Annotated in this window: 28 protein-coding genes and 1 tRNA gene; 9 read left to right on the plus strand and 20 right to left on the minus strand. The window is 63.9% G+C overall.

What is annotated here, in order from left to right; all coding sequences use genetic code 11:
* Positions 1-8: 8 nt before the first annotated feature.
* Positions 9-578, minus strand: a complete 570-nt coding sequence (locus MIN45_RS11775; protein WP_286292470.1) for a hypothetical protein — start codon at positions 576-578, stop codon at positions 9-11.
* Positions 579-678: 100 nt separating this feature from the next.
* Here MIN45_RS11775 and MIN45_RS11780 point away from each other — a divergent pair, with 100 nt between their 5' ends.
* The 3 genes from MIN45_RS11780 to MIN45_RS11790 all read left to right on the plus strand — a co-directional run bounded on the left by MIN45_RS11780 (position 679) and on the right by MIN45_RS11790 (position 4526).
* Positions 679-2073 carry an RsmB/NOP family class I SAM-dependent RNA methyltransferase gene (locus tag MIN45_RS11780; RefSeq protein ID WP_286292471.1) on the plus strand — a complete coding sequence of 465 codons (1395 nt, stop codon included), beginning with the start codon at positions 679-681 and terminating at the stop codon, positions 2071-2073.
* The gene (locus tag MIN45_RS11785; RefSeq protein ID WP_286292472.1) at positions 2070-2813 is read left to right on the plus strand and encodes a CPBP family intramembrane glutamic endopeptidase; all 744 of its coding nucleotides are present in this window, start codon (positions 2070-2072) and stop codon (positions 2811-2813) included. The genes MIN45_RS11780 and MIN45_RS11785 overlap by 4 nt, the downstream gene beginning before the upstream one ends.
* A gap of 126 nt (positions 2814-2939) precedes the next feature.
* The gene (locus tag MIN45_RS11790; protein WP_286292473.1) at positions 2940-4526 is read left to right on the plus strand and encodes a hypothetical protein; all 1587 of its coding nucleotides are present in this window, start codon (positions 2940-2942) and stop codon (positions 4524-4526) included.
* Here MIN45_RS11790 and MIN45_RS11795 read toward each other — a convergent pair.
* From MIN45_RS11795 to MIN45_RS11805, 3 genes are read right to left on the minus strand one after another with little or no spacing between them, the layout of a single operon-like run.
* Complete coding sequence (locus MIN45_RS11795; protein ID WP_286292474.1) at positions 4504-5526, minus strand: phosphotransferase enzyme family protein; 1023 nt, start codon at positions 5524-5526, stop codon at positions 4504-4506. The genes MIN45_RS11790 and MIN45_RS11795 overlap by 23 nt on opposite strands.
* On the minus strand, positions 5523-6095 hold the full coding sequence (smrA, locus tag MIN45_RS11800) for a DNA endonuclease SmrA (protein WP_286292475.1): 573 nt from the start codon (positions 6093-6095) through the stop codon (positions 5523-5525). The genes MIN45_RS11795 and smrA overlap by 4 nt, the downstream gene beginning before the upstream one ends.
* On the minus strand, positions 6085-6891 hold the full coding sequence (locus tag MIN45_RS11805) for an alpha/beta fold hydrolase (protein WP_286292476.1): 807 nt from the start codon (positions 6889-6891) through the stop codon (positions 6085-6087). Before MIN45_RS11805 ends, smrA begins: the two co-directional genes overlap by 11 nt.
* A 66-nt stretch (positions 6892-6957) precedes the next feature.
* On the opposite strand from MIN45_RS11805, the gene MIN45_RS11810 reads away from it, so the two are divergent.
* The 4 genes from MIN45_RS11810 to MIN45_RS11825 are packed head-to-tail and all read left to right on the plus strand — an operon-like array spanning position 6958 to position 10446.
* Complete coding sequence (locus MIN45_RS11810) at positions 6958-8091, plus strand: MlaE family ABC transporter permease (RefSeq protein ID WP_286292477.1); 1134 nt, start codon at positions 6958-6960, stop codon at positions 8089-8091.
* Between the two features lie 3 nt (positions 8092-8094).
* Positions 8095-8850, plus strand: a complete 756-nt coding sequence (locus MIN45_RS11815) for an ABC transporter ATP-binding protein (protein WP_286292478.1) — start codon at positions 8095-8097, stop codon at positions 8848-8850.
* The gene (locus MIN45_RS11820) at positions 8843-9805 is read left to right on the plus strand and encodes an MlaD family protein (RefSeq protein ID WP_286292479.1); all 963 of its coding nucleotides are present in this window, start codon (positions 8843-8845) and stop codon (positions 9803-9805) included. Before MIN45_RS11815 ends, MIN45_RS11820 begins: the two co-directional genes overlap by 8 nt.
* Complete coding sequence (locus MIN45_RS11825) at positions 9802-10446, plus strand: PqiC family protein (RefSeq protein ID WP_286292481.1); 645 nt, start codon at positions 9802-9804, stop codon at positions 10444-10446. Before MIN45_RS11820 ends, MIN45_RS11825 begins: the two co-directional genes overlap by 4 nt.
* On the opposite strand, the gene MIN45_RS11830 is transcribed toward MIN45_RS11825, so the two are convergent.
* Positions 10370-11164: a M48 family metallopeptidase gene (locus MIN45_RS11830; RefSeq protein ID WP_286292482.1), complete on the minus strand. Its 795-nt coding sequence runs from the start codon at positions 11162-11164 to the stop codon at positions 10370-10372. The genes MIN45_RS11825 and MIN45_RS11830 overlap by 77 nt on opposite strands.
* Positions 11165-11265: 101 nt before the next feature.
* Here MIN45_RS11830 and MIN45_RS11835 point away from each other — a divergent pair, with 101 nt between their 5' ends.
* Complete coding sequence (locus MIN45_RS11835) at positions 11266-11712, plus strand: Rsd/AlgQ family anti-sigma factor (protein ID WP_286292483.1); 447 nt, start codon at positions 11266-11268, stop codon at positions 11710-11712.
* Positions 11709-12269: an NUDIX hydrolase gene (locus MIN45_RS11840; protein ID WP_286292484.1), complete on the plus strand. Its 561-nt coding sequence runs from the start codon at positions 11709-11711 to the stop codon at positions 12267-12269. The genes MIN45_RS11835 and MIN45_RS11840 overlap by 4 nt, the downstream gene beginning before the upstream one ends.
* Before the next feature lie 19 nt (positions 12270-12288).
* Here the strand turns inward: MIN45_RS11840 and MIN45_RS11845 are convergent.
* From MIN45_RS11845 to MIN45_RS11915, 15 genes are all read right to left on the minus strand, one after another.
* A tRNA-Leu gene (locus MIN45_RS11845) sits at positions 12289-12373 on the minus strand.
* Between the two features lie 8 nt (positions 12374-12381).
* Positions 12382-12753, minus strand: a complete 372-nt coding sequence (gene secG, locus MIN45_RS11850; protein ID WP_286292485.1) for a preprotein translocase subunit SecG — start codon at positions 12751-12753, stop codon at positions 12382-12384.
* A gap of 1 nt (position 12754) precedes the next feature.
* Positions 12755-13516, minus strand: coding sequence for a triose-phosphate isomerase (gene tpiA, locus MIN45_RS11855; protein WP_286292486.1), 762 nt, complete (start codon positions 13514-13516; stop codon positions 12755-12757).
* A gap of 47 nt (positions 13517-13563) precedes the next feature.
* Positions 13564-14913 carry a phosphoglucosamine mutase gene (gene glmM, locus MIN45_RS11860; RefSeq protein ID WP_286292487.1) on the minus strand — a complete coding sequence of 450 codons (1350 nt, stop codon included), beginning with the start codon at positions 14911-14913 and terminating at the stop codon, positions 13564-13566.
* Between the two features lie 222 nt (positions 14914-15135).
* Positions 15136-16380: a bacterial ammonia monooxygenase, subunit AmoB gene (gene amoB / locus MIN45_RS11865; RefSeq protein ID WP_286292489.1), complete on the minus strand. Its 1245-nt coding sequence runs from the start codon at positions 16378-16380 to the stop codon at positions 15136-15138.
* Between the two features lie 49 nt (positions 16381-16429).
* On the minus strand, positions 16430-17173 hold the full coding sequence (gene amoA, locus MIN45_RS11870; RefSeq protein ID WP_286292490.1) for a bacterial ammonia monooxygenase, subunit AmoA: 744 nt from the start codon (positions 17171-17173) through the stop codon (positions 16430-16432).
* Between the two features lie 134 nt (positions 17174-17307).
* Positions 17308-18129, minus strand: coding sequence for a bacterial ammonia monooxygenase, subunit AmoC (gene amoC, locus MIN45_RS11875; RefSeq protein ID WP_286292491.1), 822 nt, complete (start codon positions 18127-18129; stop codon positions 17308-17310).
* A 237-nt stretch (positions 18130-18366) separates the two neighbouring features.
* Complete coding sequence (locus MIN45_RS11880) at positions 18367-18693, minus strand: DUF4389 domain-containing protein (protein ID WP_286292492.1); 327 nt, start codon at positions 18691-18693, stop codon at positions 18367-18369.
* A gap of 2 nt (positions 18694-18695) precedes the next feature.
* Positions 18696-19751: a DUF2333 family protein gene (locus tag MIN45_RS11885; RefSeq protein ID WP_286292493.1), complete on the minus strand. Its 1056-nt coding sequence runs from the start codon at positions 19749-19751 to the stop codon at positions 18696-18698.
* A gap of 50 nt (positions 19752-19801) precedes the next feature.
* Positions 19802-20707, minus strand: coding sequence for a tyrosine recombinase XerC (xerC, locus tag MIN45_RS11890; RefSeq protein WP_286292494.1), 906 nt, complete (start codon positions 20705-20707; stop codon positions 19802-19804).
* The gene (locus MIN45_RS11895) at positions 20704-21405 is read right to left on the minus strand and encodes a DUF484 family protein (RefSeq protein WP_286292496.1); all 702 of its coding nucleotides are present in this window, start codon (positions 21403-21405) and stop codon (positions 20704-20706) included. Before MIN45_RS11895 ends, xerC begins: the two co-directional genes overlap by 4 nt.
* Positions 21402-22211 carry a diaminopimelate epimerase gene (gene dapF / locus MIN45_RS11900; protein ID WP_422732692.1) on the minus strand — a complete coding sequence of 270 codons (810 nt, stop codon included), beginning with the start codon at positions 22209-22211 and terminating at the stop codon, positions 21402-21404. The genes MIN45_RS11895 and dapF overlap by 4 nt, the downstream gene beginning before the upstream one ends.
* 17 nt (positions 22212-22228) lie before the next feature.
* A complete protein-coding gene (gene lysA / locus MIN45_RS11905; protein WP_286292497.1) occupies positions 22229-23476 on the minus strand; it encodes a diaminopimelate decarboxylase in 1248 nt (415 codons plus the stop codon).
* A complete protein-coding gene (gene lptM / locus MIN45_RS11910) occupies positions 23477-23587 on the minus strand; it encodes an LPS translocon maturation chaperone LptM (RefSeq protein WP_286292498.1) in 111 nt (36 codons plus the stop codon). It lies immediately after the preceding gene.
* A gap of 1 nt (position 23588) precedes the next feature.
* On the minus strand, positions 23589-24974 hold the full coding sequence (locus MIN45_RS11915) for a TRAP transporter large permease (RefSeq protein WP_286292500.1): 1386 nt from the start codon (positions 24972-24974) through the stop codon (positions 23589-23591).
* Position 24975 lies beyond the last annotated feature (1 nt).

A 24975-nucleotide genomic window follows, 5' to 3' on the forward strand; every position in this document is an offset into this window, starting at 1 on the left:
CGCTTCCGTCAATTGATGATGGCCACTACCTTACCATTGCGGAAGCGCACGATGAAGGTGTCGAAGCGCGAGGACCAGTAGCGCCACTCGTCTAGGTCCAGGGTCGGGGTCGCCGCGACCGGCGGATAGCCGATGGCCGCGATCACCGCCTGCTTGCGCATCCCCACCGCCACCTTGCCGGCCTTGATGAGCTTGCGCTCCCTGGGGGTGAACCGGCGCAGGTTCACCGGCCGGCGCGCCAGCATCTTGTGGAACGCCTGTTCGACGGTGTCGCCGGTGTGTTTCTGCACGTTCTCGATCTGGATCACCGGCCCGGAGGGCAGCACCCGGATCTGGAAGCCCTTGCGCCCCCAGCTCACCAGTTCCACCTCGGTGTTGATCGGCACCAGCAGGCCGCGGCGGTAATTGGTGGTGCGGTGGCGGTTCTTCTCGTACTGAAAGGAATACTGGGTGTAGAAGTGATCGCCGATGGCCACGCCGGCGGGCAGATTGGCCTCGTTCCCCTTGAAGGCCTTGGGACAGCCGCTCAGGCCGATCAGCATCAGCAGCAACCAGAACCACAATCCGAACTTACGCATGGCATCCCCCTGTCTTGAACATGGCGTCGGCGAATCAATCTAGCACAAAGCGGAGCGAGGTATAATCCCGTTTCCACGATACGCCCACCCTTCCATCGCTATGCCCCTGCAGCGCTACCGCCCCCTGATCGACGACTGGGACGCCTTCACCGCCGCCCTGGCCCGCCCCCTGCCCCGGGTGCTGTGGGCCAACCCGTTGCGTCTCGACGCCGCCACTCTGGCCGATCTGTTGCGGGAGGAGGGGCTGACGCCGCAGCCTGTCGCCTGGTATCCGGGCGCGCTGCGGCTGCCGGCGGGAACGCCGGTGGGCGGGCGCTGGTGGTATTTCGCCGGCCTGGCCCACGCCCAGGAGGAGGCTTCTCTGCTACCGGTGCGCCTCCTCGACCCCCGGCCGGGGGAACGCATTCTCGACCTGTGCGCCGCTCCCGGCGGTAAGACCGCCCAGATCGCCATGATCCTCCACGGGCGCGGCACGGTGGTGGCCAACGACGTGATCCTGGGGCGGATGCGGCCGCTGCGGGCCAATCTGGAGCGCCTCGGGCTCCTCAACGTCAGCCTGACCCTGCGTGACGGAGCCGGTTATCCCAACGCCGCCGGGGCCTTCGACCGCATCCTGGTGGACGCGCCCTGTTCCTGTGAGGGCACCCTGCGCCGCCACGATCCCCTGGAACGTTACGGCGCCGAAGTATCGTCCCGCTACGCCCGCCTGCAGCAGGCCCTGCTGCGGCGTGCTGTCGCTCTGTGCCGCCCCGGCGGGCGCATCGTCTATTCCACCTGCACCTTCGCCCCGGAGGAAAACGAGGCGGTGATCGACGCAGTGCTGCGCCAGAGCGGTGGAATGGTGCGGGTGGTGCCGCAGGCGGTGGGCGGCCTGCGTACCGCGCCGGGCGTCTCCCGCTGGAACGGCCGCCGTTTCGATCCCCAGGTGGAACACTGCCTGCGCCTGTGGCCCCACCACAACGACACCGGCGGTTTCTTCGCCGCGGTGCTGGAAAAGACGCCCGATGCGGAAGCACCTCGGGCCGCCCCCGCCAACCCGCCTCAGGTGGAGGCGCCCGAATTGGAAACCTGGCTGCGACGGCGCCACGATCTACCCCCGGACTGCATGGCCGATTGGCTGCCCTGCCGTCACAGCAGCCGCGGCATCCACGTGGTCCAACGCGACCACCGGCCGCCGGCACGGCCCGAGCCGGAGGTGATGGGCGTGGAGGTGCTCAAGACCGCCACCCGTCCGCCCAAGGTCACCACCGCCGGCGCCTTGCTGCTGGCGCCGCAGGCCCGGGCCAACGTGATCGATCTGGAAGCGGCGCAGCTGCCGGCCTATTTCGGCCGCCAGACCTTCCCGGTGGCCACCGCCCAGACCCACCGCTGCCGCCGCGGTTTCGTCATCGTCCGCCACCGCGGCTTCGGTCTGGGCAGCGGCTGGTACGATCCGGACGCCGCCCGCTTACAGAGCCTGTTTCCCAAGCGCGCTCCCGGACGGGTGGCGCCGTGATCCCCGGCATCGGCACCGCCCTGGCGCTCATCGCCCTCTACGCCGTCGGGGTGCAGATCGCCAGTGCGGTGATCGCCGCCCTGCTGGGTCCCCTGTGGTTCTGGCGCAGCCTGCTGCTGGGGGAACCCGTGCTGCTGGCCTGGCTGGCGCCGTTCCTGCGCCGCTACGATCTGCGTGCCCTGGGGCTGCGACCGGTGAGCTGGCGGGAAGGGGTGGTCGTGGCGCTGTGGTTCCAGGCCATCGCCATCGCCATGGATGCGGTGGTGCTGTGGCTGGCGCCGCCGGCGCTGGTGCGAAGCTATCTGGCCAGCTTCCATCCCGCCAGTCTCTGGGAATGGCTGGCGCTGGGGACGGTGGCGGTGGTCCTGGCCCCGACCCTGGAGGAACTGCTGTTCCGCGGCGTGTTGCTGGCGGCGCTGCGGCGGCATTTCCGTCTGCCGACGGCGGTGCTGGGCAGCGCGGTGCTGTTCGCTCTGGTGCACATCAAGCCGGTGCAGATCGTGGCCGCCCTGCCCCTGGGCTGGATGCTGGGCCACTACGTCGCCCGCGGCGGCAGCCTGTACGTCACCATCGTCGCCCACATGGCCGGAAACGGCCTGTCGCTGCTGGGGCTGCTGCTGCCCGGGATGCCTTGGATCTCGGCCAGCTGGCGTCCCTCCGACACGGAGGGGCTGCTGGCCCTGGTTTTGGCGGCGGTGCTGTTGACGACCTTCGCCAGAAGGCCGCTGCCTAACGGCTAAGCTCATGATTTAAGCCGATTTTCCCTCACCCCGGGCCAGCATCCCGCCTTGACAAGCCGCTTGCCGAACGGGTAACGTTATCCGACTGATCTCCAGCCTTTTCACTGAATTTCAGGTAAGGACCTCATGACCGAGCAGAACGCCTCCGCCACGCCGTTGACCGCTGACATTCCGGAAAGCCTGAGCCACGTCGTCAAGCGTGAGCTCGATGACTGCGATGTGGTTTCCACCTCGATCGAGTGCGGCACGGTGGAGGACATCCGCATCGAAGTGCCGGATGCGGTGTTCCGCGACGCGGAGCAGAAGGTCAACACCACCCGTTCGCCCAGCATCCAGGAGAAGATCGCCCAGGGCATCCCCAAACTGCCGGCGCGCTCCATCGACATCGCCGAGCAGGGCGGCCGGATTCTGCTGACGGTGGCGAGCGACGACGACCGCCCGGTGAGCCTGAGCTTCAGCTTTCCACAGGCGGAAACCGAGATTCACCGCGGCCTCGGCGGTGGCGCCTTCAACACCACGGTGGACAGCGCCATCATCAACCTGGCCCTGTGCCGGGCGTTGGGGCTGCCGGAGCAGAACCTTCCCAAGGCTCACCTTTACCTGACCCTGCCGGAGGAACAGGCCGATCAGGTGCGCAAACAGGCCGAACCGTTCCCCAATCTGGACATCATCTGGGTGGACGGCAAACCGCGCCGCTCGGTGTTCATCAAGAACAAGGACACCGGCGAGGAAATCTACTTCAGCACCCCCTACGGGGAGATCAACCCCAAACGGCCGATTCCGTCGATGCGCACCCCGCGCTTCCTGCTACTCCACAACCAACCGGACGACCGCATCTTCTGGGACGTGGCCGTGCGGGTGCGCAACGATCTCAAGGACCATTCTGTGGTCTGGAGCGTCGGCTCCAACCAGATCCGCGACGGCATCGACCCCTACGCCTCTCCCATCGGCGTGTGCGAGACCATGACCCTGAACCTGGGGGAGGCGCTGGCGTGGATCCGCAAATCCAGCTCCAGCTACATCCGTGACGACGACGTCCTGCTGCGTTACCTGGAGGAATACCACGATGGCGAACCGGCCAAGTCGAGCGCGGGCCGGGTCAGTTTCGTGCGCTTGTTCGGGATCTTCAAGACCGAGCTGCAGAAGAAGGAAAAGACCCTGGTGCTGCCGGAGGATCCGATCAAGCGCCGCATCGTCGCCCAGCGCTGTGCCGACATCCTCCACCGCTTCGGGGTCAAGGAAAGCGTGTTCATCACCGACGGCGGCAATCCCACCATCGCCAGCTTCAAGTACGAGGACAAGAAGGAGGGGGTGCGCAAGAAGGTCCAGTACTACATCCCCATCATCGACAAGGAGACCGGCGGGCGCATCGACCGGATCATCCAGGAGGCCGGCTGCGACATCAGCCACAAGGACGCCACCGGCTGCGGCGATTCCTACACCGCCACCGTGCTGGCCCTGAAGCAGATCACCGGCAACCGCATCTATCCCACCACCATCGCCATCCTCGCCAACCACATCGCGCGGCTGGTCTATGCCCTGCCTTTCTCCAATCTGATGGAGATCGAGGCGTATTGCCCCGGCATCACCGAGAAGGTTCTGAGACTGGCGCTGGAAAATCTCGACGATCTCAACGCCCGCTGCCGGGACAACAACAAGCTGGAACTGCTGCAGTCCCAGGCCCGTTCGCTCATCTTCCAGGTGCTGCGCTGAGCCGACGCCATTCCCTTTCCAATTCCCCGCCCTGGCGTTCGATGGCCGCCGTCAGGGCGAACTGTCTGCGGGCCCGGTCCAGATTCTCCCCGCGGTAACCCACCTTGAAATACCGGTCACCGGCCAGGTGATCGGCCAGAAACCGCACCCCCAGCTCGAACGGCAGGCGCCAGACCGCCTCCGGCACCCAGGCGCGTTCGGCGCGCGTCAACACCGGCCGGGCCTCCCGCCACCAGGCACCCAGCAAGGCCAGCGCCCGCTCGAAATCGAAACGACCAGCGGCGCCACAGGCGGAGCGCACGCAATCGCCCACGTCCCACAACCACAGGCCGGGTTTGAGGGTGTCCGGATCAATCCAGGCCAGGGGCGTGCGGGAGCGGGGATCGAACAGCACGTTGTCGAGCTTGGGATCGCCGTGGATCACCCGCCGGGGCAGGCCGGCCTCCTCCAGGGCCGAAGCCCGGACCCGGCGGGCTTCGATGAATTCGATCAGGGGGGCGATTTCCACATCGACGGGGCCGTCGGCCAACTGCCGATCCAACTGCGCCAGGTAATGGACCATCTCGTGAAACCCCGGCAGGGTGTCGTAGAGGCGGCTGGGTTCGAGATCGGCCAGCCCCCGGTGCAACTGCCCCAGGCTGCGGCCGAGGGCGGCGGCGTCATGAGAATCCCGCAGCGCGGTCAGGGTGATGCCGGGGAGATGTTCGAGCAAACGCCAGGCGTGGCCGCCTGAGACCACCAGATCGCCGCCGTCCACGGCCGGGATCGGCCGCGGCAGGCGGATCGGGGCGGCGGCCAGATGGCGGGAGACGATGCGGAGATTGGCCATGATCCGCTCAGGCCGGGGAAAGACGGCGCTGTTGAGACGCTGCAACACACCCCGCGCTTCGGTGGTGACCACCCGCCAGGTGCCGTTGATCAGCCCCTGCCCCAGAGGCGCGACGGCGACGACGCGCCCCGGCAGGGCGAAACGGGCGGTGATGGCGGCCGGATCGGTCATCGCTCCGCCAACTGATAACGGCGGCGGTTGCGTTCCTTCTCCAGCTCACTTTTCCTCACCAGCACGTAGAGCGCGCCGCTGCCGCCCTGGTGGCGCGGGGCGCTGTGGAACGCCATCACCTCCGGCAGCAGCGGCAGCCACCGCAGCAGGCACCCCTTGAGCAAGCCGGGCGATTGCGGCGTCCCCTTGCCGTGGATGATGAGGGCGCAACGCACCGACTGCTGCAGGCACGTCTGGACGAAGTGATAGACTTCGCGCCGGGCCTGTTCGACCGTCATGGCGTGCAGGTCCAACAGCGCCTCGGCCGGATATTCGCCGCGCCGCAGCTTGCGAAACACCCCGTCCTGCAGCCCCGGCCGGCGGTATTCCAGAATCGCGTGCGGTGGCAGCGGCTCGATGAAACTGGTGGGCAGGAAGTTGCTGTCATCCAATGGCCGCCGGGCCGCCTCCCGCCGGTAGTCCTGGCCCGGGGTCGGGCGGGCGGCGTGTCGTATCGGCACTTTGTCACAGCGAAGCGGCCGAGCGTCGGCCATCGCTTCCCGGAACAGGTCCTCGTCTTCAATCGTCATCGCTCACCTCCTCTCCCGGTGCCACCCGCTGTAGCCAGCCGTAGATGCGCTCCACCAGCCACGTCTCCCGGCCCCGGTAATCGTGCCCGGTTGCACTGACGCGCCACTGACGGAAATCATCAAGCTCCTTGAACAGCAAGCGGCGACGCGAAGCGCTGTGCAGCACCGTGCGGTCGTCACGTTCGCCGTAAACGTCCAGCACCGCCACTGCGGCAGCCTTGCTCCAGGTTTCCAGGGTATCGGCATGGTCCGCCGGCCACCAGGGGCCGAGGAGAACGGCGGCATGCACGCTGTCGTCGCCGCCCTGGCCGAGATAGCGCAGAGCCGCCGTGGCGCCGAATCCGTGTCCCAACAGGGCGATGTTGCCGATCCCGGCCGCTTTCATGCGTGCCACCGCCGCAGCGATCCGGGCCGCCGCCTGGGGCAGAAGATCCCAGTATTCCTGCGGTTCGGCCTCGGCCTCCAGGACCGGCAGCTGCAGACTCAGGGTACTCCAGCCGTGGGGGGGCAGCCCCCGCCGCAGCGCCCGCAACACGCCGGCATCGGCACGCGCGCCGGCCTCGGGCAGCAGAATCGCCACGCCCTTCATCCGCTGGGTGGCGGCCTCGTCGAGAATGGCCTGAAACGGCCCCGCCGGGGCGGTCAGGGTCAGCGTCTTGGCGCCGCCGTCCAGATGCAGACCTTCCAGCAGCCGGGATTCCTCCAGGGCGTTGCCGCCGGCCCAGACAACACCCCAGCCGCCCCAAAGCAGCCAGTGCATCGTCAGCACCATGGCGCGCATCACGTTGTGGGACATGGGGGACTCCTGTAAGATGAAGGCTATTTCAATATACAACGTTTTCCATCCCTGGTTCCCGCGCCCATGCACGCTGACGACCGCTCCCCCAGACTGAGCCACCGGCGCGAGGGCGAACGGTTGCTCATGGGCCTTGCCGGCGACTGGCTGCTGTCGGACCCTGCCCGCCTCCGCATCGATGCCATTGCCGACCTGCTGGACGCCCCGGTCCGTACCGTGACGGTCCGGGACGAAGGCATCGGCCGCTGGGACAGCAGCCTAGCGCTGTGGCTGCAGCAGCTTTACGACCTGTGCCAGAGCCGCGGCCTGGAACTGCACGTCGATCAGTTGCCTGAAGGACTGCGTCGTCTGCTGCAACTGGCCACCGCGGTGCCGCCGGCGCGCACGGCGCCGCCGCACCCGGAACGCGGCTGGCTGGCCCAGATCGGCCGGGGAGTGCTGCAGATCCTCGACGAAACCTACGCCTTCGTCCATTTTATCGGCGAGGCGACCCTCGCCGCCCTGCGTTTCATCCGCGGCAAAGCCCGCTACCGTCCCGTCGACCTGTGGCTGCTGCTGCAGGAATGCGGCCCCGGCGCCTTGCCCATCGTCACTCTGATCGCCCTGCTGGTGGGCCTGATCCTGGCCTACGTCGGCGCCTTGCAGCTGCAGATGTTCGGCGCCCAGATCTACGTCGCCAGCCTGGTGGGCATCGGCACCCTGCGGGAGATGGGGGCGATGATGACGGCGATCATCATGGCCGGACGCACCGGTTCGGCCTACGCGGCCCAGCTGGGCACCATGCAGGTTAATGAGGAGATCGACGCCTTCAGGACCCTGGGACTGTCGCCGATGGAGTTTCTGGTCATCCCGCGTATGCTCGCCCTCATCGTCATGGTGCCGCTTCTGACCCTGTATGCCGACCTGGTGGGCATGTTGGGCGGCGCCCTGGCGGCAGTGACCGTGTTCGATCTGACCCTGCTGGAATACATCACCCAGACCCGCGCCTCCCTGGGACTCTCGGACGTGATCGTGGGCCTGGTCAAGGCGGCGGTGTTCGGGATTCTGATCGCTACCGCCGGCTGCCTCCAGGGCATCCGCTGTCAGCGCAGCGCCCAGGCGGTGGGGGAAGCTTCCACCGCGGCGGTGGTGACCGCCATCGTCGCCATCGTGGTGGCCGATTCGCTGCTGACCATTCTCTTCACCCGTCTGGGCGTCTGAGGCATGACGGAAGCGCACCTCACCGTCCGCGATCTGACTATGGCCTATGGCGACCGGATCATCCAGCGGGATCTGAACTTCACCGTCAACCGCGGCGACATCTTCATCATCATGGGCGGCTCCGGTTGCGGCAAGAGCACGCTGCTACGCCATCTCATCGGCCTGCTGCCGCCGGCCCGGGGGCACATCTATTACGGCGACGTGGATTTCTGGGCCGCCCCGCCGACGCGGCGCCAGGCCATCCTGCGCCGGATCGGAGTGCTGTACCAGAGCGGCGCCCTGTGGAGCTCCATGACCCTGGCGGAAAACGTTTCGTTGCCGCTGGAGGAATACACCCGGCTGCCCGAAGCGGAAATCCAGGCCCTGGCCTCGTTCAAGCTGTCACTGGTGGGGCTGCGAGGCTTCGAGGATTTCTACCCCTTCGAGATCAGCGGCGGGATGCAGAAGCGCGCCGGATTGGCCCGCGCCATCGCCCTCGACCCGGAAATCCTGTTTTTCGACGAGCCTTCCGCCGGCCTCGACCCCATCAGCGCCAAGCGCCTCGACGACCTGATCGTGGAACTGCGCGACAGCCTGGGGGCGACCGTGGTCATCGTCACCCACGAGCTGCCCAGCATTCTCGCCATCGGCACCAATTCCGTCTTCCTCGACGCCGAAGCCAAGACCATGATCGCTCAGGGACCGCCCCGCGAGCTGCTGCACCATCCCAACCCCAAAGTCCGAGAATTCCTGACCCGAGGAGGAACCCTCCATGAGTAAACGGGCCAATCCCACCGTCATCGGCGCGTTCGTCATCGGTGCGGTGTTCCTGTTCTTCGCCGCCCTGCTGATCTTTGGCGGCGCCGAACTGTGGTCGGAACGCGAACGCTACATGATCTATTTCCGCGAATCCGTCAACGGCCTCAACATCGGCGCTCCGGTGAAGATGCGCGGGGTCCAGATCGGCAAGGTCGCCGAAATCCGCCTGATCTTCGATCAGGAAACCAAGCAGCCGTTGACCCAGGTGATCGTCGAAATCCAGAAAGGGCACGTGCAGCTGGTCGGTAAAAAACGGCCGCTGCACTATCCGCTGGAGGAACTGATCCAGGCCGGACTGCGGGCCCAGCTCAAGCTCCAGAGCCTGGTGACCGGCCAGCTCTATGTCGATATCGATTTCCGTCCGGAAACCCCGGTGAAGCTGGTTGGCAGATACAACGAGACCCTGGAGGAAATCCCCGCCATTCCCTCCAGCCAGGAGGAAATCGAAAACACCATCACCTCGCTGGTAAAACAGATCAAGGAGTTGCCGCTGCAGGAGCTGTTCGCCAAGCTTGATTCCACCCTGACCCACATCAATGCGGTGGTCTCTCAGCCTGAATTCGAGGAACTGGCCCCTCATCTCGACACCCTACTGGTGAATCTCGATACCAGCATCACCCATCTGGACGAGAACCTGCGGATCTCGAAACGCACCCTGACACACATCGACAAGGCCCTGCCGGCCCTGGCGACGCAATCGGAGGCCACGTTGAAACAGGCCCGTCAGGCACTGGCCCAGGCGGAGACGGCCTTCCGCGCGCTACAGCAAAGCATGGGACCACAGGCACCACTGACGACAGAAGCCCAATTCACGCTCCAGGCGCTTCAGGAGGCCGCCAGGGAGCTGCGCGTCCTCTCCGAGACCCTGCAAACCCACCCGGAAGCGCTGCTGCAAGGCAAAGGAGGCAATCCATGAATACCCGCATCGTCCTGCTGCTCCCACTGTTCCTGCTCGGTGGTTGTGCGCTGACCGGCGGCCGCAGCCCGGCGAGCCATTATTACGTGCTGCCGGCGCCGCAGCCGACCACGGCGGCAACCGATATGGCGACCACGATCGCGCTGGTGCCGGTGCGTCTGCCCCGCTATCTGGACCACCCCCAGATCGTGACCCTGGACCGCCAAGGCCGAGTCCGGCTGGCGGAATTCCACCGCTGGGCCGAACCCCTGAATACCGGCTTCACCCGGGTGCTGGCCACCGCCCTGGCCCGGCAGCTGCCTGAAAGCCGGATCCTGATCCTGCCGGCCCGCAACGCGGCCCCGGCCTGGACCCTGGCGCTCCAGGTGCACGAACTGCAAATTCTGCCCGACCGGCTGAAACTGCTGGCCGAATGGCGCCTGCTACAGGGTCAAACGACCCGTATCTGGCAACGGGAGGAAATCGAACACCGGCTGCCGGCCGCCGATTATGTCGCCATCGCCACCGGCCTGAGCGGATTGGGCGAGGAACTGGCCCGACGCATCGCCCGCAATCTGGCTGGGATCACCGCCGCTCCGGCGGCCGGCAGCGGGGGGTCCGCCCCTGGGCCCGGGCCTGCTGGTACAACGGCATCACCTTAGGCAGATAGGCTTCGATCTCGCGGATGCGGGTTTCGTGGGAGGGATGGGTGGACAGCCATTCGGGCGGCGCCGCCTTGCCGGCCCGGTCCATGTTGCGCCACAGCGCGACCGCCTCGCGGGGATCGAAACCGGCTCTAGCCATCAGCTCCAGGCCGATCAGATCGGCCTCGGATTCCTGAATCCGGCTGTAAGGCAGCAGGACACCCACTTGAGCCCCCAGACCCAACGCCGCCATTGCCAGCTGACCGGTCGCCGAGCCCGGGTTGGCGATGGCCTGAACCAGCGCCAAGCCCTGCTGCACGGCGAACTGCTGCGACATCCGTTCGTTGCTGTGGCGCGCCAGCACGTGACCGATCTCGTGGCCGATGACCGCCGCCAGCTGGTGCTGGTTCTCCGCCACCTGCAGCAAACCGGTGTAGACCCCGATGTGCCCACCGGGCAGAGCGAAGGCGTTGACCTGGTCGGAACGAAACACCACCACATCCCACTGGCCTCCCAGATCGCGGGTCAATGCATCCACCACGCAACGGACATAGGTGTTGAGGGCCGGATCGGTTTCGACCGTTTCCTTCCGCTTGATCTGCTCGAAGGCCTGCAACCCCATCTGCACCAGCTGATCCTCCGGCATCAGCACCAGCTGGCTTCTTCCCATCGGCGACGTGGCGCAGGCCGCCAGCCACAGACACAGGAAAACCCAGCCCCAAATCGTATGCCGCATGTTCACCCTCCCCATGGAAACCGGAAGCCGCCGAGCGTTGCCGTCAGCCTCCGAATGCAATAAAGTATATCGAATTCCTTAATTTCTTCGCTTCGATAAGCATGACGCAAAATCCCCTCTCCGGCAACGAACGCCGTCTCCAGACCAACCGCATGATCGAGGAACTGCTGGCCGAACGCCAACAGATGTGGCAGCTCTACTGGGAACTGGCAGAAATGAAACCGTTCGACAAGCACAAGGAACCGCTCGAACAGATCCTGAGACGCTTCTGCCAGGTCATGATCGATTACATTTCCCTCGGTCACTTCGGCATCTACCGCCGCATCATCGAAGGCACCGAACGCCGGCAACAAGCACTGGAAGCTGCGGAAAAATACTATCCCGCCATCGCCGAGGCGACCGAAGTCGCCCTCAAGTTCAACGACCAATGTGAAAACGCCCGTCTCACCGACCACGACGCGCTCCATCAGGCGCTTTCCGAACTCGGCGAGGCCCTTGCAACCCGTATCGAGCTGGAAGACAAACTGCTCGCCGCCATGCGTCGATGAAGTTCTGCAGTGAGTGCGGAGCACACCTGAACCTGAAAATCCCCCCGGGCGAGGACCGGCTACGTCACGTCTGCGAGCGCTGCGGCACCATCCATTACCAGAATCCCAAGATCATTGCCGGCTGCCTCCCCGAATGGGAAGACCGGATCCTGCTCTGCCGCCGGGCGATAGAACCGCGCAGGGGACTGTGGACCCTGCCGGCCGGGTTCATGGAACTGGGAGAAACCCTGGAACAGGCCGCCCTCCGGGAAACCCTGGAGGAAGCCCGTGCCCGAGTAAAATCTCTGGAACTCTATACGGTCTTCAGCCTGCCCCACGTCGATCAGGTCCACGTGTTCTTCCGTGCCCGGATGACAGAACCCCGCCACGCCCCTGGCGAGGAAAGCCTCGAGACCACGCTGCTCCCGGAAAAGGAGATCCCATGGCGGGAACTGGCTTTTTCCACCGTCAAAAGAACGCTGGAAGCCTATCTGGCGGACAGGAAATCCGGCAATTTCCCCGTCCGTGTGGAGACGCTCAAGCCACCTGCCAAGCATAAAAAAAGCGCCGTCTCCTGACAGCGCTTTGTATTTGATATGGTGCCTCGGGCCGGACTCGAACCGGCACGGCTTTCGCCACCGCCCCCTCAAGACGGCGTGTCTACCAGTTCCACCACCGAGGCGATAAGCTTCAAGGGGTATTTTCTTCGGTCTGCTGGGGTGTTTCCACCGGCACCACCACTGGCGTATCCGTCGGCGCGGGGGCTTCTTTGACCGACGGGACGTCCTCTGCAGACTTTAGAATTTCCACGAAATCTTTCTTATTATCCTGAAGGTCGGCGAAATACGCAAGGGAAAGGCTGGTGAGAAAGAACAGAGTCGCGAGAATCGCCGTAGTCCGCGACAAAAACGACGCCGACCCCCGGGCGCCGAACACGGTCCCGGAGGCACCGCTGCCGAAGGCGGCACCGACATCGGCACCCTTGCCCTGCTGCAGGAGGACGAACACGATGATTCCGACGGCAATGAGAACGTGAAAAACGATCAAAATCTGGTATAGCATCTCACACCGTTTGTGCTGCTGCCTTGACAATGCTCAGGAACGAATCCGCCTTGAGGGAGGCACCACCGATCAGGCCGCCGTCGATATCCGCCATGGCGAACAGCGAAGCTGCGTTGTCGGCGTTGACGCTGCCGCCGTAGAGAATCCGCACCTGGGCCGCAATTTCCTCGCCTTGGGCCGCCAACTGCCGGCGGATATGGGCGTGGACCTCCTGGGCCTGCTGTGGCGTCGCCGTGCGGCCGGTGCCGATGGCCCACACCGGCTCGTAGGCGATCACTGCCTGTTTCAGGGAATCGATGCCGGCGACATCCAGAACCGCCTGCAGCTGCCGATCCACGACAGCGAAGGTTTCACCGGCCTCCCGCTGTTCCAGGGTTTCACCGATGCACAAAAGCGGGCAGATACCGTGCTCTATCGCCTTCTGGTAACGGGCAGCCACCAGGGCGTCGCCTTCGCCGTAGATGAGGCGGCGTTCGGAATGACCGACGATGGCGAGCGTACAGCCAAATTCCTTGAGCATGGGAGCGGAAACCTCGCCGGTGAAGGCGCCGGCATCCTGATCGGCCACGTTCTGGGCCCCCACCTGCACCGGCGTATCCTGCAACTGCTCGGCAACCGCGGGGATGAATACGAAAGAAGGACATACCCCCACCGCCACGGGACAATTGGCGGGCAACCCGCCGGCGATGGCGGCCGCCAGATCACGGGCGCTGGTGCGGGTGCCGTTCATTTTCCAGTTTCCTACGACCAAAGGCTGACGCATGGAATTCCCCCTTCAACAAATTTTCTTATTCTATCCCGCCCGCAGCCTCAAGGCAAATTGTTGAGGATGCGGGCGGCGGTTTCCTCCAGTTCGGCCGCCAGTTGCTCGATCAGGGAGGCGTCACGCCCCTCCAGCATAATCCGGATCACCGGCTCCGTACCGGAAGGCCGCAACAACACCCGCCCCTGACCGTTGAGACGGCGCTCCACGCCTTCCTTCGCCTCACGCAGGGGAGCGATCGCCTCCAGATCGGCCGGTTTCCGCTGGATCCTGAGATTGCGCAGCACCTGGGGATACTTGTCCATCCCCTGCCGCAGCTCCCGTAACGACTTGCCCGAATCCCACATTTCCGCCAGCACCTGGAGCGCGGCGACGATACCGTCACCGGTGGTGGTACGGTCCAGACAGATGATATGACCGGAACCTTCCCCCCCCAGAATTCCATCAGCGGCGGTCAGCATTTCCATGACATAACGGTCGCCGACCTTGGCGCGTCTGAAATCGATCCCCAGTTCGGCAAGCGCATGTTCCAGTCCCAGATTGCTCATCTGGGTCCCCACCACCGGCCCGCGCAGCTGTCCACGCGCCTGTCGAGAGCGGGCGATGATGTAAAGCAGTTCGTCGCCATCGACCATCTCACCGGTATGATCGACCATGATCACCCGATCGCCATCGCCATCGAAGGCGATTCCGAGATCGGCGCCACGGGCGACGACCTCCCGCTGTAGCGTTTCCGGATGGGTCGAGCCGCATCCCTCGTTGATGTTGAAACCATCCGGTTCGACACCGATGGCATGGACCTTGGCGCCGATCTCACCGAACACATGGGGAGCGATGTGATAGGTTGCCCCGTGGGCACAGTCGACGACGATGGAAAGTCCGCTGAGATCCATCCTCGCCGGTACCGTGCTTTTGCAGAACTCGATATAGCGGCCGGCGGCATCCCCGATTCTGAACGCCCGCCCCAGCCCCTCCGAAGACACCGTGGTCATGGGTTTGTCGAGCATCGCCTCAATGGCCGTTTCCACCCCATCCGGGAGTTTGGTTCCCGCCGAGGAGAAAAACTTGATGCCGTTGTCGGGATAGGGATTGTGGGAAGCGCTGATGACGATGCCGGTTCGCGCCCTCAGAGTCCGGGTCAGATAAGCGATTCCGGGTGTCGGCATCGGTCCAAGAAGGTGGGTATCGACGCCAGCGGCCGCCAACCCCGCTTCCAATGCAGACTCAAACATATAGCCGGAAATCCGGGTATCCTTACCCACCAGCACATGGCATGCCCCTTCTTCACGGAACACCTGGCCGGCCGCCCAGCCCAGCTTCAGCACGAAGTCAGGGGTGATGGGGTATTCCCCCACAGTACCGCGGATACCATCGGTACCAAAATATCGCCTGGTCATTTTTCCTCCCCGTTGTCATTGACAGATGAGTCGGCTGGAAGCACGACGCATTCTTCCTGCAGTTTTTCTCGGTGGCCCGATTCAGTCTTTTCAAGTATAAGCAAAAACCGCCTGCTGGATGCAGCCATCTCCGCCCGCAATAAAAAAGCCCCCTCATCAGAGGGGGCTTTGAGTTGGGTATTGTTGTTATTGTTATGCGGTGACCGCGCCGCGGTCCCTTCCTTACATGAAGGTCGGGATCAGCGGAGCGTCAATCATCACCATCTGGCGGTTGCCGGCATCGTCATAGAAGAACAGCATACCACCCATCCGGCTGTCCGGGTCGTAGATGATGTCGGCCAGACGATACACTTCCCAGGCAGCGTCCGATGCGGTCACTTCGAGCGTCTTGGTTTCGCCCGGAGCGATCGGATCGTTCGGCACCACGGTCAGACCTTCGTCCGCCAGCAAGTCTTCCGGATAGCCGGTGTCGTCTTCGCAAACTTCCGGATTCATGAAACGCACGTTGGCGGTCATGAATTCGCACAGCTGGACCGGACGATCACCATTGTTGGTGACGGTCAGCACCATCTTCATGGCACGGCCCGGTACACGGTAGGTGGCTTCGTCCACCTTGACGTCCACAGTCGGGGTGGGCATCTGGATCGGCTTGATGCCACGCAGCACACCCGCCTGCAGCGGAATGGTCACCGGATACTTGCTCTGGGTGCTGCTGTAGCCGAAGATCACCAGCAGAAGGGTGGCGGCGCCAAACAGCATGCCCACCTTCTTTTCGGTCGGGGTGATCAGTTCGTCACCACGGCCGGCATTGACCATCACCATGCGCGGCAGGAACACCGGCTTGCGCACGAAGTAGAGGATCCACGCCAGACCGATGGCATACCACAGCACGTGCCAGAACACGGTGTTGCCCGTGTTGTAGGTTTCCAGGTCGACGGTCTGTCCGGTCAGGGTGGTGATCGGGTTCTTGAACTCGCTCAGCTTCCCTTCAACGATCACCCATTTACCCGGACCGATGATCGGACCACCGCCTTCGACGTTCAGCATCGGGTGAACGTGCCATTCACCCCCGCGGCGGGCTTTGAGCACCACGCGGAAGGCATAGGTGTTGCCGATTTCCAGCCGCACCGAACGCGGCACAAAGGTGTCGCCGATGTAGGATTCCTTGCGGATGAACACAGGCCCAGGAATCCCGACGTTCAGGAACGACACTTCGGGCGGATCCACGGACTCAGGCCAGCCTGAAAAAACGTGGAATTTGCCACTGATTTCCATCTCTTCGTTGACCTTGACCTGGTCAGTAGACCAGTTGAGGTCGAACCAGTGGATGGTACGCATACGCAGGAACGCCGCCTGCGACTTTTCACCGTGGGCAGAAGCCGCCGGGGTGTACATCACCGCCGCCGCCAGGGTCATCAGCAGGCCGACCAGCGACCAGCGGGTGAGCCTATCTCTTATCGTTTTCATCTATTTCCTCCTCAGATGTGTCTGTCGATGTCGATGCGCGCAAAATCCATCAGGTCTTCTTGATGAATTTCACGGTGCCGAACCAGCGGCCCACAAAGTGCCACATGAAGTAGATCAGAATGGACATGAACCCGGCAAAGAAGGCAGACACCGGAACCACGTCCTTACCGAAAGTACGCAGGGTACCCTTTTCCACCATGCGGATGTATTCCGGCGTACCGGTACGCACATAGTGGTAACCCTGAATGTCGGCAATCGACATCAGCATGCCGTTGTATTCCACCGGCACGTGCAGCGGGCCAATGACCGGCCAGTTGCCCGGGTACATCAACAGACCCCAGCCCAGACCACCAATCACGGCGGTGAACAGGAAGCTGCCGGACATCATCAGCACAACATCAAGGAAAATCGCCATGTGGACCGCGGCGGTCGGGAAGCAGAAGTTGATCGGGAAATAGGTCCAACCCCAGAAGTTGAAGTAGCGGTTGATCCATTCACCGAGCAAAATCCCCAGAACACACACCGTGGCACCCCACGGCAGACGCAGGCGCTCCCACAAAACAGCCTGAACCGCCGCCGGGAAGGTGATCATGACGATCGGATACACCGTCACCCACAGACGACGGTCTTTCCAGTCGGACCAGAAGTCCCAGTCACCCATGGTCAGCATGCCATGGATGTGGTAGGAACCGGTCAGTACCATAAACAGGATGAACAGGCCCAGGTAGTCTACCCACCTGGAGGCCTGGACTGCTTCGGCGTGTGACCGAACAACAGATGCAGCAGTGCTCATTATTTACCTCCAAAGTCGCTTGTTGTTGCTTTACCACCAGCCTTTAAGACCGGCTTCTCTTCGCCTCCCTGGCAGGGAGGCCACCAGCGCCCCGGCGGCCTCCCTCAACAAACATCCAGCAAGCTAGATGTCGATCAGTCCATCCACTGAGCCTGGTCTTCGCCGACGCGGGCGACCGCCTGGTCGTAAACCTCACCGCACAGCGGCTTGCCAATCAGATTCAGGAAGCTGGCAAACACCTGAAGCAGCAGCCCCAGAATCGCCAGCGCAAACCACCCAAACACCACAAATCCGTAGTGCAGCGGCGCCACAAACAGCTCTTCCATGAACCAGAAAGTGTGACCCCATTCGTTCAGACCCACGTTCGGCAGAATCATGAACGGCCCCACCACCGAAATCAAATACGGCAGCGACAGACCCTTCTTCTGGTAATTCCAGTACGGAAGACGGGTGTGCGCATAAATAAACGCCGCAAAACCGGTGATGATGTAGATCGGGTAGCTCAGATAGAACTCGATAATGTGGCTCGGCGTGAAGTCCGTGTCACGAACGATGGTCTGATGCCAGGTGCCGTCCTGTTCGGTGAAGTAGCTCGCACCCCAGTAAATCGCCCACGCATAGGCCACCAGCCAGACAAGATGGGTGAAATTGCGGCGCAGCTCTTCTCGCGTCCCGGCAATCGCTTCCACATTGCGGTCACGGGTCCGCCACAGATAGCCCCACAGCACCGAGGCCGTAATAACCTCAGCCACAATCTCGATGTACAGGAAGTTCATCCAGTAAGTCTCAAATTCCGGCGCAAAAGAGTCCAGACCAGCACTCCAGCCGTAAACCCCTTCGTACCACCGGACCCAGGCGTAAAACACCGAATAAATCGCGATCGCAAACACCAGCCAGCGCACGTTCAGAAGCGGGGCTTCCTGCTCTGCGCCAACAGCTTGAGTCGTTGCAGCCATTGAGTTACCTCCTTAAGCTAAGTTTTCGTTGGGTTTCGCTCCATCCCTAAACGCTCCACCTGCAAACCCTAAAGCTCACAGGCGACCTCCTTCCTTCGGTATCCGCCAGTCTAGCATCGGCTTAGGGGTTGTCAAGACGCGAGCGGCGTAAAAATCTTCGCCTCCAAACCTTTGTGTAAACAGAGAAAACAAAGGCATTTATGAAAGCGTCTTTGTTGACGCCGCGTAAGGAAAATCCTACCGGGGCGCGCGTTGTTTGCCGGAAGGCAGCCGCCCTATCCCCTCCAACTCCGCAAAGGGAAACGGCATCTGCTCGGTGTTGAAAGTCAGAAACAGCAGGATTTGATAAACGTAGACCGCCAACGTTGCCCCCAGCTGCCGTGCGTGCGGGTTGTCCTGGCCCGTCAGCAGTTTGCTGGCCACCTGGAACAGCACGACCGCCCACAGCAACATGCGGACAAAACCGAGAATGAAGGCGAATACCGCCATGAAGAAAATCCGCTGCCAAGTATTGGGAGCCTTGATGTGCCGCTGGATCTCCGGATCGAGGGGAGGCACTTGCATGGTTAGATGCTCAACAGGTCGCGCAGGTCGATGAGAGCCGCGTTGGCGTGGGCGATATAGGTCGCCAGCGTCAGCGAATAATTGGCGAAAATGCCGAATCCGCTGCCATTGAGGACCACCGGGCTGAGAATCGGCGCCTGGGTCGCCTCCAGCTCGCGGATGATCTGATGCACCGGCGTTTCCGCTGCTTTCATCTTGAGAATATTGTGGAAGTCGTTTTCGATCGCCTCCATAACGTGAAGCAGGGCCCAAGCATAACCGCGGGCTTCGTAGAAGTTGTCGTCCACCAGCAGCCACGGGGTCCGTTCCATCGGCTTGAAGGCAGTGGAGGGCTTGCCGCGTACGATGAGCGCGGTTTCCTGGTGGACCGAGCTGCTCGCGCTCAGGCGCTGGGTGTAGCTCCCGAGGCGCTTTTCCAGAATCATCACGTACTGGGTCAGGTTGTCGGCGCGGGGATAGAAGGGCGCCTTGCCCTCCCTCAGCCGGGCGAGATAACGCCGGAAGGCATCGATCCCTTTTTGATACTGGTTTTCGGTCGCCGGCAGAATCCAGGAATCGGTTTCGAAGTAATAGTAGGGTTCGCCGACGGCCAGATCCTTGTCCTCCTGGGACTGGGACTGGGCACGGGAGAGATGGTTGCGGAGGGCAGTGGCCAGGTCGCGGGAGGCGACCACGACGCCGAACTCCCAGTTGGGCATGTTGTCGAGGAAGATGCTCGGCGGGGTGACGTCGTTGCTGAGATAACCGCCCGGCTTGTGCAGCAGGTAATCCATGTTGTGAATCAGCACTGCCGTGGTCCTGGCCCCCAGAGGAAGCTTCTTGGGATCGGTCAGTCCGGTTTCCTTGAGCGCAATCTCGGTCACGTCGTAGGTTTCGGGACTGTAACACTGCAGGGTCCAATACCAACCCAGCCCCGTAAACAGCAACAAGATCGAAGCAACAATGCCGACCAGGGTCCAGATGCGCCGCTTGCGCTGCGCCTCCTCGGCCTCGGCGTCGAGGACTTCCTCCGCTTCGAGAGGTGCTTCGGATTCTGTGGATGCGTGTGGCGAAACCATCACAGGAACCTCATCAATCAAATGATGGATAGATTAGCAAATTTGGACCGTCAATTGCGCCGTTTTGCTCGCGGATGGGCGTTATCGTAAACCGAAGCCAGGTGCTGGAAATCCAGATGCGTGTAGATCTGGGTGGTGGCGATGTCGGCATGCCCCAACAGCTCCTGAACCGCACGCAAATCCCCACTGGTTTCGAGCAGATGGCTGGCGAAGCTGTGGCGCAGCAGATGAGGATGAAGCGGCTGCTGAAAACCCAGACGCCGGCCCCACTGGGCCAACCGCTGCTGGACTCCCCGACGTCCCAGACGCCGGCCGAAACGGTTGACGAACAACGCCGCCTCGTCCGCCGCCGCCAGCCGCGGCCGGATCCCCAACCAATGCTGCAACGCCCGACGGGCACAGTGGCCGACCGGCACCAGCCGCTCCTTGCCGCCCTTGCCGTGCCGCACCCGTACCTCGCCTCCGGCCAGATCCAGATCGCCACAGTCGAGCGCCGCCAATTCCCCCAGGCGCAGGCCGGAGGAGTAGAACAGCTCCCACATCGCCCGGTCACGGCGCTCCAGCGGGGTGACCGCTTCGGCCTCGACCAATGCCGCAACCTCATCCACCGACAATACCTCGGGCAGTTTGCGCGCCTTTTTGGGCGCCCGAACCCGCTCTGCCGGATTGGCTTCGAGCCGCCGCAACCGCAGCAGATGGTTCAGCAGGCCGCGCAGGGCCGACAGCTCCCGCTGCAAGGTGGCGGGCCCCGCGCCGGCCTCATGGCGCTGACGCAAATACAAGCGGATCGCGGTCTCGTCCACTTGCCCCCAGTCCATCACTCCGCGTGCCTGGAAAAAGCAGGCGATCCGGGTCAGATCGCGGCGGTAGGCGTCCAGGGTATGAGGGGAAACCCGGCGCTGATCGCGCAACTGCCGCAGATAGGCATCGAGCGCCGCCTCCAGCGCCGGGGTCATGGCGCAACCCGAGCCTGCAGCAGCGCATTCAAACGGGTGCCGATCAGTTCCCCCAGGCGGGTCAGGAACACCCGTCCCAGATCCGGGTGGAAACGGTCCGCGTCCCGGCTGCCGAGGGCAAGCACCCCCTGGAACAGAGGCTGGTCGAACGGCACCAGGGCCCAAGAACGGATCGTCGTCTGCTTCGGGAACAACAAAGACAGCTCGCGTTCGTCCGGGGGGCCGACGTAAACCTCCCGATGACGTTGCAATGCCGCAAAGGCGGACACCTCCTGCGGGCCTGCGAACACCTCGACCTGGCAGGCAGCCTCACGCGCGGTCAGCACCCGCAGCGTCACCCATTCGACGCCGAAATGCTCCCGCAGGGCGGCCTCCACCGTGGCGATGGTTTCGGTTACGTCGTTTGTCTGCAGCAGCGCCAAGGTGAGCGCGTGCATGTGTCCCAACAGGGCGTCGTTGAAACGCGCCACGTGCACCAGACGCTCGATCTGACGGCACAGTTCCTGATTGGTCTGGCGCAGCAACGCCACCTGACGCTCGATCAAGGACACCGCCTCACCGCAATCGTGGGGAATGCTCAAATGCTCCAGCAGCCATTCGTGCTCGACGAAAAACGCCGGATGGTCGAGCAGCCAGGCTGCGATCTCGGTATCCCTCAACCGGTCGCCAGGCAACGGCTCACACGGTTCCCGGGTCATAATTCGATTTCACCCTCGAAGACAGATTCCGCCGGCCCCGTCATCCAGACCGGTTCTCCCCGACCCCGCCACTCGACCGTCAATTCCCCGCCGGGCAGGGCCACCGTGACCGGCGAACGCAACCGCCCCTGGTCGATGCCGACCACGGCGGCGGCGCAGGCGCCGCTGCCACAGGCCAGGGTTTCCCCGCTGCCGCGTTCGTACACCCGCAGCCTGACTTCCCCCGGGGAGACGATTTCCATGAAACCCACGTTGACCCGCTCGGGAAACAGGGGATGCCGCTGCAACGCCGCTCCCACGGCCGCCACCGGCGCCTTTTCCACCGACGGGACCACGATCACCGCATGGGGATTTCCCAGGGAAACCGCCCCGAAGATCACGTCGTGACCGGCGACGGAAACCTGATATTCCGGCATCTCCTCGTGCACCGCCAGAGGAATCGTCGCCGGGTCGAAGTTCGGCACCCCCATGTTGACCCGGACCCGATCCTCGCCCACCAGCGTCAGCGTCATCGATCCTGCGGCGGTCACCACCCGGATCACGTCCCGGTCGATCAGCCCCTTTTCGCGCACGAAACGGGCGAAACAGCGGGCCCCGTTGCCGCACTGGGCCACCTCGGAGCCGTCGGCGTTGAAAATCCGGTAGCGGAAATCGGCTTCCGGGCCGGGGGGCGGTTCCACGACCAGCACCTGATCGCAGCCGACACCGAAATGGCGGTCCGCCAGCCGGCGTATCGCGGCGACATCGAGAGCGACGGGCCGGCTGACGGCATCGATGACCACGAAATCGTTGCCAAGGCCGTGCATCTTGGTGAATTTCAGCTTCACGGCAGCACCTGCTCTCCGCGCCACAAGTCTTCCAGCGTCTCCCGCCGCCGCGCCAGATGGACCCGGTCGCCATCGACCAGGATTTCCGGCGGCCGTGGCCGGGAATTGTAATTGGAGCTCATGGTAAAACCATAGGCCCCGGCGGAGCGAACCGCAAGCAGATCGCCTTCGCTCAGGGCCAGGCGGCGGCCGCGGCCGAGGAAATCGCCGGTTTCGCACACCGGCCCGACGATGTCGTATTCCCGCACTGGCGCCTCCCTGCGGGGGCGCACCGGCACGATCTCCTGCCAGGCATCGTACAGCGCCGGGCGCAGTAGATCGTTCATGGCGGCATCGACGATGGCGAACCACTTGGCCGAGGTGCGCTTGAGATACTCCACCCGGGTCACCAGGATACCGGCGTTGCCGGCGATGGCCCGCCCCGGCTCCAGCAGGATCTCCCAGCCGCGGCCGCCGAGCCGGTCCAGCAGAGCGGCAACGTATTCCGCCGGCAGCGGCGGGTTTTCGTCGCGGTAACGGATGCCCAGACCGCCGCCCAGATCGAGATGGCGCAGGGTGACGCCTTCGACCGCCAGACCTTCGGCCAGCTCCAGGACCCGGTCGAGGGCGTCGAGGAACGGTTCGACCTGGGTCAGCTGGGAACCGATGTGACAGTCGATGCCTTCGACCTCCAGATGGGACGAGTCGGCGATGCGGCGGTACAGATCCAGCGCTTCGGCCACGTCGATGCCGAACTTGTTCTCTTTCAGCCCGGTGGCGATGTAGGGATGGGTGCGGGCGTCCACATCGGGATTGACCCGCAGCGACACCGGCGCCCTGACCCCCATCTCCTTCGCCAGTCGTTCCAGACGGTCCAGCTCCTGCGGCACCTCGACGTTGAAGCAGCGAATGCCCACCTCCAGGGCCCGGCGCAGCTCGTCCTCGCGCTTGCCGACGCCGGAGAACACCACCTTGGCCGGATCGCCCCCGGCCCTGAGCACCCGCTCCAGCTCCCCCACCGAGACGATGTCGAAACCGGAACCGAGGCGGGCGAGCAGATTGAGCACCGCCAGGTTGGAATTGGCCTTGACCGCATAGCAGATCAGATGGGGATGGTCACCGAAGGCGGCGTCGAAGGCGCGCCAGTGTCGCTCCAGAGTGGCGCGGGAATAGACGTAGGCCGGGGTGCCGTGCGCGGCGGCGATGGCGGCGACCGGCACGTCCTCGGCGTACAGCTCACCGTCGCGGTAGTCGAAAAAGTCCATTCAGGGAGATTCCTCCTGCTTGGGTTCCGGTTCGGGAAGATACAACGGGCCTTTCTGACCGCAGGCGGCCAGGCCGATGAGGCAGATGAGCGTCAACGTAGCGATACGCATCTCAGTTTCCGTAAAGTTGTTGCGGCAGCCAGGTGGCCAGCGCCGGCCACAGGGCCAGACCGGCCAGCAGCAGCAGCTGCAGGGCGATGAAAGGCATCACCCCCAGATAGATTTGACCGGTCTTCACCGCCGGCGGCGCCACCCCGCGCAGATAGAACAGGGAGAAGCCGAAAGGCGGCGTCAGGAACGAGGTCTGAAGGTTGAGGGCGATCATCACCCCGAGCCACACCGGGTCCAGCCCCAGGGTCAGCAGCACTGGGCCGACGATAGGCACCACCACGAAGGTGATCTCGATGAAATCGAGAACGAAACCCAGGGCGAACATCACCGCCATCACCACCACCATGGCGCCGAAGGCCCCGCCGGGGAGTTCGGTGAGCCATTCCACCACCATCTCGTCGCCGTAGAAACCGCGGAACACCAGGGAGAACAGGGCCGCACCGATCAGGATCAGAAACACCATGCTACTGACCCGGGCGGTGCTTTGCATCACTTCGCGCAGCCGGGTCGAATCTAGCTCCCGCCGCAGCAACGCCAGCCCCAGCGCGCCCACGGCACCGACAGCGGCCGCTTCGGTGGGGGTCGCCAGCCCGCCGAGAATCGAGCCGAGCACCAGCACGATCAGCACCAGCGGCGGCAACATGCCCCGCAACACCCGCGCCAGCAGGCGGCCGTCCTGCGAACCGTCCGGCCGGGGCGGCATCCACTGCGGTTTGAACCAGGCGACGGCGACGATGAACGCCAGATACAGCCCCACCAGCACCAACCCCGGCAGCAGGGCGCCGGCGAACAGGTCCCCCACCGATACGGTCCTGGGGGCGAACACCCCCATCTCCAACTGGGCTTGGCTGTAGGCGGAGGAGATCACGTCCCCCAGCAGCACCAGCACGATGGAAGGGGGGATGATCTGCCCCAGGGTGCCGGAGGCGCAGATGGTGCCGCAGGCCAGGGCAGGATGGTAACCGCGCTTGAGCATCGTCGGCAACGACAGCAACCCCATGGTCACCACCGTGGCGCCGACGATGCCGGTGCTGGCGGCCATCAGCATCCCCACCAAGGTGACGGCGATGCCCAACCCGCCACGCAGGCGCCCGAACAGGGCCGCCAAGGTATCGAGCAGCGCCTCGGCGATCCGGGCCCGCTCCAGCACCACCCCCATGAACACGAACAGAGGCACCGCCATCAGGGTCTCGTTGGTCATGATGCCGTAGAGGCGGTTGGGCAGGGCTTCGAGGAAGGTGGTGTCGAACAGATCCAGCCAGGTGCCGAGCGCGGCGAAGGCCAGTGCCGTGCCGCCTAGGGCGAAGGCCACCGGATAACCGCTCAACAGGATGACGAAGACCGCCGCGAACAACCCCAGCGCCAGATGATGCTCGCTCAGTTCCATG

The sequence above is a fragment of the Methylomarinovum tepidoasis genome (assembly GCF_030294985.1).
Taxonomy (GTDB): Bacteria; Pseudomonadota; Gammaproteobacteria; order Methylococcales; family Methylothermaceae; genus Methylohalobius; species Methylohalobius tepidoasis.

Bases quoted from the DNA above. Each gene is read 5' to 3' on its own strand.
- secG (WP_286292485.1), bottom strand. From the start codon at position 12,753: ATGCTATACCAGATTTTGATCGTTTTTCACGTTCTCATTGCCGTCGGA.
- MIN45_RS11895 (WP_286292496.1), bottom strand. From the start codon at position 21,405: ATGACCCGGGAACCGTGTGAGCCGTTGCCTGGCGACCGGTTGAGGGAT.
- MIN45_RS11830 (WP_286292482.1), bottom strand. From the start codon at position 11,164: ATGCGGCATACGATTTGGGGCTGGGTTTTCCTGTGTCTGTGGCTGGCG.
- dapF (WP_422732692.1), bottom strand. From the start codon at position 22,211: ATGCACGGCCTTGGCAACGATTTCGTGGTCATCGATGCCGTCAGCCGG.
- MIN45_RS11775 (WP_286292470.1), bottom strand. From the start codon at position 578: ATGCGTAAGTTCGGATTGTGGTTCTGGTTGCTGCTGATGCTGATCGGC.
- lptM (WP_286292498.1), bottom strand. From the start codon at position 23,587: ATGCGTATCGCTACGTTGACGCTCATCTGCCTCATCGGCCTGGCCGCC.
- smrA (WP_286292475.1), bottom strand. From the start codon at position 6,095: ATGACGATTGAAGACGAGGACCTGTTCCGGGAAGCGATGGCCGACGCT.
- MIN45_RS11835 (WP_286292483.1), top strand. From the start codon at position 11,266: ATGACGCAAAATCCCCTCTCCGGCAACGAACGCCGTCTCCAGACCAAC.
- MIN45_RS11880 (WP_286292492.1), bottom strand. From the start codon at position 18,693: ATGCAAGTGCCTCCCCTCGATCCGGAGATCCAGCGGCACATCAAGGCT.
- amoC (WP_286292491.1), bottom strand. From the start codon at position 18,129: ATGGCTGCAACGACTCAAGCTGTTGGCGCAGAGCAGGAAGCCCCGCTT.
- xerC (WP_286292494.1), bottom strand. From the start codon at position 20,707: ATGACCCCGGCGCTGGAGGCGGCGCTCGATGCCTATCTGCGGCAGTTG.
- lysA (WP_286292497.1), bottom strand. From the start codon at position 23,476: ATGGACTTTTTCGACTACCGCGACGGTGAGCTGTACGCCGAGGACGTG.
- MIN45_RS11820 (WP_286292479.1), top strand. From the start codon at position 8,843: ATGAGTAAACGGGCCAATCCCACCGTCATCGGCGCGTTCGTCATCGGT.
- amoA (WP_286292490.1), bottom strand. From the start codon at position 17,173: ATGAGCACTGCTGCATCTGTTGTTCGGTCACACGCCGAAGCAGTCCAG.
- MIN45_RS11780 (WP_286292471.1), top strand. From the start codon at position 679: ATGCCCCTGCAGCGCTACCGCCCCCTGATCGACGACTGGGACGCCTTC.
- MIN45_RS11915 (WP_286292500.1), bottom strand. From the start codon at position 24,974: ATGGAACTGAGCGAGCATCATCTGGCGCTGGGGTTGTTCGCGGCGGTC.
- MIN45_RS11810 (WP_286292477.1), top strand. From the start codon at position 6,958: ATGCACGCTGACGACCGCTCCCCCAGACTGAGCCACCGGCGCGAGGGC.
- MIN45_RS11825 (WP_286292481.1), top strand. From the start codon at position 9,802: ATGAATACCCGCATCGTCCTGCTGCTCCCACTGTTCCTGCTCGGTGGT.
- MIN45_RS11815 (WP_286292478.1), top strand. From the start codon at position 8,095: ATGACGGAAGCGCACCTCACCGTCCGCGATCTGACTATGGCCTATGGC.
- amoB (WP_286292489.1), bottom strand. From the start codon at position 16,380: ATGAAAACGATAAGAGATAGGCTCACCCGCTGGTCGCTGGTCGGCCTG.
- MIN45_RS11840 (WP_286292484.1), top strand. From the start codon at position 11,709: ATGAAGTTCTGCAGTGAGTGCGGAGCACACCTGAACCTGAAAATCCCC.
- glmM (WP_286292487.1), bottom strand. From the start codon at position 14,913: ATGACCAGGCGATATTTTGGTACCGATGGTATCCGCGGTACTGTGGGG.
- MIN45_RS11885 (WP_286292493.1), bottom strand. From the start codon at position 19,751: ATGGTTTCGCCACACGCATCCACAGAATCCGAAGCACCTCTCGAAGCG.
- tpiA (WP_286292486.1), bottom strand. From the start codon at position 13,516: ATGCGTCAGCCTTTGGTCGTAGGAAACTGGAAAATGAACGGCACCCGC.
- MIN45_RS11790 (WP_286292473.1), top strand. From the start codon at position 2,940: ATGACCGAGCAGAACGCCTCCGCCACGCCGTTGACCGCTGACATTCCG.
- MIN45_RS11795 (WP_286292474.1), bottom strand. From the start codon at position 5,526: ATGACCGATCCGGCCGCCATCACCGCCCGTTTCGCCCTGCCGGGGCGC.
- MIN45_RS11805 (WP_286292476.1), bottom strand. From the start codon at position 6,891: ATGTCCCACAACGTGATGCGCGCCATGGTGCTGACGATGCACTGGCTG.